Source organism: Streptomyces sp. NPDC058231, from assembly GCF_042882275.1.
Classification (GTDB): Bacteria; Actinomycetota; Actinomycetes; order Streptomycetales; family Streptomycetaceae; genus Streptomyces.
Map to the genome: position 1 here is coordinate 89,308 of NZ_JBHVWN010000025.1, position 7,865 is coordinate 97,172.

General features: G+C 70.7%; 8 protein-coding genes. 5 read left to right on the forward strand and 3 right to left on the reverse strand.

The window, feature by feature from the left end; genetic code table 11:
* Positions 1 to 140: 140 nt before the first annotated feature.
* Entirely contained in the window at positions 141 to 1,229 is a 1,089-nt protein-coding gene (ychF, locus tag ACFVXE_RS18955) for a redox-regulated ATPase YchF (protein WP_389672334.1), read from the reverse strand.
* A 195-nt stretch (positions 1,230 to 1,424) separates the two neighbouring features.
* Here ychF and ACFVXE_RS18960 point away from each other — a divergent pair, with 195 nt between their 5' ends.
* Positions 1,425 to 2,015, forward strand: coding sequence for a DUF6542 domain-containing protein (locus tag ACFVXE_RS18960; RefSeq protein ID WP_389672336.1), 591 nt, complete (start codon positions 1,425 to 1,427; stop codon positions 2,013 to 2,015).
* A gap of 18 nt (positions 2,016 to 2,033) precedes the next feature.
* On the opposite strand, the gene ppgK is transcribed toward ACFVXE_RS18960, so the two are convergent.
* Positions 2,034 to 2,771: a polyphosphate--glucose phosphotransferase gene (gene ppgK / locus ACFVXE_RS18965; protein ID WP_389672338.1), complete on the reverse strand. Its 738-nt coding sequence runs from the start codon at positions 2,769 to 2,771 to the stop codon at positions 2,034 to 2,036.
* Positions 2,772 to 2,849: 78 nt separating this feature from the next.
* On the reverse strand, positions 2,850 to 3,890 hold the full coding sequence (locus ACFVXE_RS18970) for a 4-hydroxy-3-methylbut-2-enyl diphosphate reductase (protein ID WP_389672340.1): 1,041 nt from the start codon (positions 3,888 to 3,890) through the stop codon (positions 2,850 to 2,852).
* 106 nt (positions 3,891 to 3,996) lie between these two features.
* Between ACFVXE_RS18970 and ACFVXE_RS18975 the strand changes: the two genes are divergently transcribed.
* The 4 genes from ACFVXE_RS18975 to ACFVXE_RS18990 all read left to right on the forward strand — a co-directional run bounded on the left by ACFVXE_RS18975 (position 3,997) and on the right by ACFVXE_RS18990 (position 7,734).
* Positions 3,997 to 5,343: an APC family permease gene (locus ACFVXE_RS18975; protein ID WP_389672353.1), complete on the forward strand. Its 1,347-nt coding sequence runs from the start codon at positions 3,997 to 3,999 to the stop codon at positions 5,341 to 5,343.
* A gap of 63 nt (positions 5,344 to 5,406) precedes the next feature.
* The gene (gene xseA / locus ACFVXE_RS18980) at positions 5,407 to 6,618 is read left to right on the forward strand and encodes an exodeoxyribonuclease VII large subunit (RefSeq protein WP_389672341.1); all 1,212 of its coding nucleotides are present in this window, start codon (positions 5,407 to 5,409) and stop codon (positions 6,616 to 6,618) included.
* A gap of 67 nt (positions 6,619 to 6,685) precedes the next feature.
* Positions 6,686 to 6,946, forward strand: a complete 261-nt coding sequence (locus ACFVXE_RS18985; protein ID WP_389672343.1) for an exodeoxyribonuclease VII small subunit — start codon at positions 6,686 to 6,688, stop codon at positions 6,944 to 6,946.
* A gap of 197 nt (positions 6,947 to 7,143) precedes the next feature.
* A complete protein-coding gene (locus tag ACFVXE_RS18990; RefSeq protein WP_389672344.1) occupies positions 7,144 to 7,734 on the forward strand; it encodes a malonic semialdehyde reductase in 591 nt (196 codons plus the stop codon).
* The last annotated feature ends 131 nt before the right edge of the window (positions 7,735 to 7,865 follow it).

Sequence of the window (7,865 nt, forward strand, 5' to 3'; positions counted from 1 at the left end):
GGGATGACGACAGGTGACGAGGGGTCAGCCATCCCAGCACCATCCCAGCACGGGAAAAAACTAAGGGCCCGACTCCGAAGAGTCGGACCCCATCTGACCTGCATGTTTGCGAGATCAGCGACGTGGTGATACGCCAGCCGCTACACGTTGAAGCGGAACTCCACCACGTCGCCGTCCTGCATCACGTACTCCTTGCCCTCCATGCGGGCCTTGCCCTTCGCGCGGGCCTCGGCGACCGAGCCCGTCTCGACCAGGTCCTCGAAGGAGACGATCTCCGCCTTGATGAAGCCCTTCTGGAAGTCGGTGTGGATCACACCGGCCGCCTCGGGGGCCGTGGCGCCCTTCTTGATCGTCCAGGCGCGGGTTTCCTTCGGGCCTGCCGTGAGGTAGGTCTGCAGGCCCAGGGTGTCGAAGCCGACGCGGCCGAGGGTGGCGAGGCCGGGCTCCTCCTGACCCATGGACTGGAGGAGTTCGAGGGCCTCGTCGTCGTCGAGTTCGATGAGCTCGGACTCGATCTTCGCGTTGAGGAAGATCGCCTCGGCGGGGGCGACCAGGGCGCGCTGCTCGTTCTTGAACTCCTCGTCGACCAGCTCGTCCTCGTCGACGTTGAAGACGTAGAGGAAGGGCTTGGTGGTCAGGAGGTGCAGCTCGTGGAGGAGCCTGCCCTTCTCGGTGCCCGCGGTGATGCCCGCGGCGAAGAGGGTCTGGCCGGACTCGAGGATCTTCTGGGCCTCCTCGACCGCGGCGAGGACCGCGACCTTCTCCTTCTGGAGGCGGGACTCCTTGGTGAGGCGCGGGACGGCCTTCTCGACGGACTGGAGGTCGGCGAGGATCAGCTCGGTGTTGATCGTCTCGATGTCGTCCTTGGGCGAGACCTTGCCGTCCACGTGGACGACGTTCTCGTCCTTGAAGGCGCGGATGACCTGGCAGATCGCGTCGGACTCACGGATGTTCGCGAGGAACTTGTTGCCGAGGCCTTCGCCCTCGCTCGCACCGCGCACGATGCCGGCGATGTCGACGAAGTCGACGGTGGCGGGCAGCAGCTTCTGGGAGTTGAAGATCTCCGCGAGCGTGTTCAGGCGCGAGTCGGGTACGCCGACGACACCGACGTTCGGCTCGATCGTGGCGAACGGGTAGTTGGCCGCCAGCACGTCGTTCTTGGTCAGGGCGTTGAACAGGGTCGACTTGCCGACATTCGGCAGACCGACGATTCCGATCGTGAGCGACACGTTGGCGACTTCCTGCAGTAAGGATGGGTGGGCCGATTCTCCAGTTTACGGGCGGGGACAACCGGGCAGTGACGTGTCCTGCCGGGGAGTGGCCGGGTGCCCGTTCGGCCATGTGGCATCGAACTCATTGCGAAGGTCATACAAAGGGCGTGTCCAACGCATCCTTCCTGCCGCATTGCGACCTACCTTGTCCCGGTGGAGCAGCCCAGGACACGTCCCCGTCAACGCAGGCAGCCGTCGCAGCAGGCCCCGCTGTCCCCGCAGGGCACCCTCGACGACGGAGCCACCGTCTACCGGGTGGTGAACGCGACCGGAGGGCGGACGCGGCCCGTGCCGCCCGCCGTCCTCGCGCTGCGCAGGCTGCCCAATCCGCGGCTCACCGGCATCGGCGCGGGGCTGTTCGCCGCCGCCGTCATGTTCGCGCTGGCCTGCCTCGACTGGCTGCTGTTCGACGGCTCTTCGGTCGTGTACGGGGCACTGTTCCTGCCGGTCAGCGCGCTGACCGCGCTGTGGGTGGGTCCCGCGGACCTGGTGACGGCGCCGATCAGCGTGCCGATCGCGTTCGCCGTCGGTGTGATTCCGATCTCCGGCGGCACGGGCGGCATCGGCGGGCAGACCATGGCCGTCGTCACGGCGCTCGCCGTCCACGCCGGGTGGCTGTACGGCGGCACGCTCATCGCCGGGCTGATCGCCACCGTACGGAAGGTCCGGCTGATGCGGGAGCGCCAGCGGCGGATGCTGCTGGCCGCGCAGACGGCGCGGCCCTCCCGGCGTCCGAGAGGGTAGCGCCTGCGGCCCGCCGGGTCAGCTGCCTGCCGCCGCCATGGCCGCGCCGACGATGCCCGCGTTGTTCTGCAGCTCCGCGGGGACCATCTCGGCCCGTACGTGATCGATGAGCGGCAGGAACTTGTCCGCCTTGCGGCTGACTCCGCCGCCGATGATGAAGAGCTCGGGCGAGAAGAGCATCTCCACATGGGCCAGGTACTTCTGCACCCGGTGCGCCCAGTGGTGCCAGCTCAGGTCCTCGTCCTCCTTGGCCTTCGTGGAGGCGTGCTTCTCGGCTTCGTGGCCGTTCAGCTCCAGGTGGCCGAGCTCGGTGTTGGGGACGAGCTGCCCGTCGACGAAGAGCGCGCTGCCGATCCCCGTACCGAAGGTCAGCATGATCACGGCGCCCTTGCGGCCGCGGCCCGCGCCGAACTTCATCTCGGCGACGCCTGCCGCGTCGGCGTCGTTGAGGACGGTCACCGGGAGGCCCAGCCGGTTGGCGAGCAGGGCGCGGGCGTCGGTGTCGACCCACGCCTTGTCCACATTGGCCGCGGACCGGGTGACTCCGCCGGTGACGACGCCGGGGAAGGTGATGCCGACCGGTCCCGACCAGTCGAAGTGGCCGACCACCTCGGCCACGCTCTCGGCCACGTCCTGGGGCGTGGCCGGGTGCGGTGTCAGTACTTTGTGGCGCTCCTGCGCCAGGTCTCCACGGTCCAGGTCCACGGGAGCACCCTTGATCCCGGATCCGCCGATGTCCACGCCGAAGATCTGCATGTGATCCACGGTACGGGCCCGCGCCGCGCCGCGCGCCACTTCCCGGGGCACCGGCCGCGCCCCGGGTGATTGTGCGGGCTACTGCGCGGAGAGTGCCGCGGCCTCGGCGCGCAGGTCGCGGCGGAGCTCCTTGGGCAGCGAGAAGGTGATCGACTCGTCGGCCGTCTTCACCGTTTCGACGTCCGCGTAGCCGCGCTCGGCCAGCCACTCCAGTACACCGTCGACCAGTACGTCGGGGACGGAGGCGCCGGAGGTGACGCCGACGGTGGTGACGCCGTCCAGCCACGCCTCGTCGATCTCGGTGGCGAAGTCCACCAGGTACGCCGCGGGGGCGCCGGCGTCGAGGGCGACCTCGACCATGCGGATGGAGTTCGAGGAGTTCTTGGAGCCGACCACGATGACCAGCTCGGCGTCCTCGGCCAGCTTCTTCACCGCGATCTGGCGGTTCTGCGTGGCGTAGCAGATGTCGTCGCTGGGCGGCGAGAGCAGCTGCGGGAACTTCTGCTTCAGCGCGTCCACCGTCTCCATCGTCTCGTCGACCGAGAGGGTGGTCTGGGAGAGCCAGACGACCTTCGACTCGTCGCGCACGGAGACACGGGCGACGTCCTCGGGGCCGTCGACCAGCGTGATGTGGTCGGGTGCCTCGCCGCTCGTGCCGATGACTTCCTCGTGGCCCTCGTGGCCGATCAGGAGGATGTCGTAGTCCTCCTTGGCGAACCGGACGGCTTCCTTGTGCACCTTGGTCACCAGCGGGCACGTCGCGTCGATGGTGGCGAGCCTGCGCTCGGCCGCCTCGGCGTGGACGGTCGGTGCGACGCCGTGCGCGGAGAACATCACGATGGAGCCCTCGGGGACCTCCGCGGTGACGTCGACGAAGATCGCGCCCTTCTTCTCCAGCGTCTGCACGACGTACTTGTTGTGCACGATCTCGTGGCGGACGTAGATCGGGGCCCCGTACTGCTCCAGGGCCTTCTCGACGGCGATCACGGCACGGTCCACGCCCGCGCAGTAGCCACGGGGCGCGGCGAGCAGGACTCGGCGGGCGTCACCGCGGTGAGCGGCGGCTGCGCTCGGGCCGGTGGCGGGCGACGGGCTGGGCGTAGCAGTCATGCGTCCCATCGTAAGGCCGTACCGAACAGGCGCGGGATCGGCCGGGTGGCCAGACTGATCCGTGCGCGACGCACACCGCGTGCGCGACCGTGCCCGTGCGGACGACGGAGGGTTCATGGCCGGCAGCGGTACGGGCGGTGCGGCGCTGCGGCGCACGCTCGGGTTCCGGGATCTGGTGGTCTACGGACTGCTGTTCATCGCCCCGATGGCGCCCGTCGGGGTCTTCGGGACGCTCGACGCGAAGTCGGGCGGCGCGGTGGCGCTCGTCTACGTCGCGGCGACGGCCGTCATGGCCTTCACCGCGTTCAGCTACGCGCAGATGGTGCGGGTCGCCCCGCTGGCCGGTTCGGTCTTCGCCTATGCCCGCAAGGGGCTCGGGGAGGGTCCGGGGTTCGTCGCCGGGTGGATGGCGATGCTCGACTACCTGCTGATCCCGGCGGTCGCCTATCTCTTCTCGGGGATCGCGATGAACGCACTGGTGCCGTCGGTGTCGCGCTGGGTGTGGACGGCGCTCGCGGTGGTCGTCACCACGCTGCTCAATCTGTGGGGGGTGCGGGCCGCCGCCCGGGTCGGGTTCGCGGTGCTCGCGATGGAGTCCGCGGTGCTGGTGGTGTTCGTGGTGTCGGCGGTGGTGGTGCTCGTCCGGCACGGCGCCCAGCGCGGCTGGTGGACGCCGTTCACCGGCGACTCCGGCTTCTCCGCGTCGGCGGTGCTGGGCGCGGTGTCGGTGGCCGTGCTGTCGTATCTGGGCTTCGACGCCATCGCCTCGTTCGCGGAGGAGGTCACGGGAGGGTCGGAGAAGGTGGCGCGCGCGGTGCTGTTCTGCCTGGTGCTGACCGGTGTGCTGTTCGTGGCGCAGGGCTATCTGGCGGCCCTGCTGGAGCCGGTGCCGTCGGCGGAGCTGGCCGCCCACCCGGCCGCGCAGGGGGCTGCGTTCTACGACACGGTGGACTTCGCGGTCGGCAGCTGGCTGCACGATCTGGTGGCGGCCAGCAAGGCGATCGGGGCGGCGTTCGCGGCGCTGGCCGGGCAGGCGGCCGCGGGGCGGCTGCTGTTCGCGATGGCCCGGGAGCGGCGGCTGCCCGGGCTGCTGGCCCGGGTCGACGGGCGGTCCGGGGTGCCGCGGGCCGCGATCCTCGCGGCCGCGGCGGTGACGCTGGTGGCGGCGGTCTGGGCGGCGCGACGCGACGACGGTCTCGACCATCTGGTGTCGGTGGTCGACATCGGTGCGCTGACGGCGTTCGTGCTGCTGCACGCGTCGGTGGTCGGCTGGTTCGCCGTACGCCGGATGGAGGGTCCGCCGAGCTGGTGGCGGCATGTGCTGATGCCGGTGGTGGGCGCGGGGGTGCTGATCGCGGTGATCGTGGAGGCGTCCGCGAGCGCGCAGGTGGTGGGGGTCTGCTGGTTCGCTGTGGGGTTGGTGGTGCTGGCGTTGCAAATGGGGCGCCGCCCGGTCGTATAGGGGCGTCCTGTCGCGCGCCGTCGGACTGCCGCGTTGTCCGTACCGGCGGATACGCTCGCCCGCATGGCTCTCAATACGTCCGCGGAAGCTCCGCTGCCCGTCGGCGAGGTGTCACGGCTCATCGGCGGATGGATCGACCGGCTCGGTGCCGTCTGGGTCGAGGGACAGATCACCCAGCTGTCGCGGCGGCCGGGCGCCGGGGTGGTGTTCCTGACGCTGCGCGACCCGTCGCACGACATCTCCGTGAGCGTGACCTGCTTCCGACAGGTCTTCGACCGGATCGCGGACGTGGTGACGGAGGGTGCACGGGTCGTCGTCCTCGCCAAGCCCGAGTGGTACGCGCCCCGCGGGCAGCTGTCGCTGCGGGCCACGGAGATACGGCCGGTGGGCATCGGGGAGCTGCTGGTCCGGCTGGAGCAGCTGAAGAAATCCCTGGCCGCCGAGGGACTCTTCGCCCTGGACCGGAAGAGGCCGCTGCCGTTCCTGCCGCAGCTGATCGGTCTGGTCTGCGGGCGTGCGTCGGCGGCCGAGCGTGATGTCCTGGAGAACGCGCGGCGGCGCTGGCCCGCGGTGCGGTTCGAGGTCCGCAACACCGCGGTGCAGGGTGTGCACGCGGTGAACCAGGTGGTCCAGGCGGTGAAGGAGCTGGACGGGCTGCCGGACGTCGACGTGATCATCGTGGCGCGCGGCGGCGGCAGCGTGGAGGACCTGCTGCCGTTCTCGGACGAGCAGCTGATCCGTACGGTCGCCGGGTGCCGCACGCCGGTGGTCTCCGCGATCGGCCACGAGCCGGACTCCCCGCTGCTCGACCTGGTCGCGGATCTGCGGGCGTCCACGCCGACGGACGCGGCGAAGAAGGTGGTGCCGGATGTCGGCGAGGAGCTGGACCGGGTGCAGCAGCTGCGGGACCGCGCGCTGCGGACCCTACGGGGGCTGCTGGACCGTGAGGAGCGGGGACTGGCACATGCGCTCGGCCGGCCGGCCATGCAGCAGCCGCAGCGGATGGTCGACGAGCGTGCGGCGGAGGTCGACGCCCTGATCGGTCGCAGCCGCCGGGTACTGGGGCACCTGCTGGACCGCGCGGACTCGGAGCTCGCCCACACCCGGGCGCGTGTGGTCGCGCTGTCGCCCGCGGCGACGCTGGAGCGCGGGTACGCGGTGCTGCAGCGGCCGGACGGACACGTGGTCCGCTCCCCCGCGGATGCCGGGGCGCCCGGCGAGGAGCTGCGGGCGCGGGTGTCGGAGGGCGAGTTCACCGTGCGGGTCGCCGAATGACGCACCTGCCGCCCGGGTGCTCGCGCGCCCGGATCTGTTGTCGTAGCTCACACATAGGGTGGATCACATGACGGACGACGCGACAACGGCGGCTGCCGCCACGGACACGCTCGGGTACGAGCAGGCGCGGGACGAGCTGATCGAGGTCGTGCGGCGCCTGGAGGCGGGCGGCACGACGCTGGAGGAGTCCCTGGCGCTGTGGGAGCGCGGCGAGGAGCTGGCCAAGGTGTGCCGGCGCTGGCTGGAGGGTGCCCGCGCCCGCCTGGACGAGGCCCTCGCCCGGCCGGGGACGGAGCAGCCGGAGGGGCAGGGCGACGCCGCCGGCTGAGCCGGACCGGCGCCGGAATGAATCAGGCGGGCCCGGTGGTTGTGGGCCTCGTCGACAGTCACCAACCGGGCACGAACCCCACCGCATCTTTGTGCGGTGGATCACCCGGGGCAGGTTTTAGTTGAAAGTTAACCTACCGCTCGGTTACGGTCGTCGTACCGCTTGATCCCCCGTATGTCCCGGAAGGTTTTCGCAAGATGTCCCTCGCTCTTGACCCCGCTGCCCAGGACCTCCTCTTCCGCGAGGCCCGCACCGCCAACACCTTCACCGACGAGCCGGTCTCCGAGGAGCAGGTCCAGGCGATCTACGACCTGGTCAAGTACGGCCCCACCGCCTTCAACCAGTCGCCGCTGCGCGTCGTCCTGGTCCGCTCCGACGACGCCCGCGCGCGCCTCGTGAAGCACATGGCCGAGGGCAACCAGCCGAAGACCTCCACCGCCCCGCTGGTCGCGATCCTGGCCGCCGACAACGAGTTCCACGAGGAGCTCCCGGCCCTGCTGCCGCACTTCCCGCAGGCCAAGGACGCGTTCTTCTCCGAGCGCCCGGTCCGTGAGTCGGCCGCCTCGCTGAACGCCGCCCTGCAGGCCGCGTACTTCATCATCGGCGTCCGCGCCGCCGGCCTGGCCGCCGGCCCGATGACCGGCTTCGACGCCGCGGGCATCGAGAAGGAGTTCCTGGACGGCGACCACAGCCTGCTGATGGTCGTCAACATCGGCAAGCCGGGCGAGGACGCCTGGTTCCCGCGTCTGCCGCGTCTCGCCTACGACGAGGTCGTCAAGACCGTCTGAGCCGGCTCGCACGCACGGCGAAGGGCCCGGGAGCACGTGCTCCCGGGCCCTTCGCCGTGCGCCGGCCCCGGCACCGGCCGGACGACTGCCGTCTCAGGACGGCTTGAGCGCGGCGGCCAACGCCGCCCGCC

What these genes read in the sequence shown, in the direction of transcription:
- ppgK (WP_389672338.1), bottom strand. Translation starts at nt 2,771, where the DNA reads ATGCAGATCTTCGGCGTGGACATCGGCGGATCCGGGATCAAGGGTGCT.
- ACFVXE_RS18970 (WP_389672340.1), bottom strand. Translation starts at nt 3,890, where the DNA reads ATGGGACGCATGACTGCTACGCCCAGCCCGTCGCCCGCCACCGGCCCG.
- ACFVXE_RS18975 (WP_389672353.1), top strand. Translation starts at nt 3,997, where the DNA reads ATGGCCGGCAGCGGTACGGGCGGTGCGGCGCTGCGGCGCACGCTCGGG.
- xseA (WP_389672341.1), top strand. Translation starts at nt 5,407, where the DNA reads ATGGCTCTCAATACGTCCGCGGAAGCTCCGCTGCCCGTCGGCGAGGTG.
- ACFVXE_RS18985 (WP_389672343.1), top strand. Translation starts at nt 6,686, where the DNA reads ATGACGGACGACGCGACAACGGCGGCTGCCGCCACGGACACGCTCGGG.
- ACFVXE_RS18990 (WP_389672344.1), top strand. Translation starts at nt 7,144, where the DNA reads ATGTCCCTCGCTCTTGACCCCGCTGCCCAGGACCTCCTCTTCCGCGAG.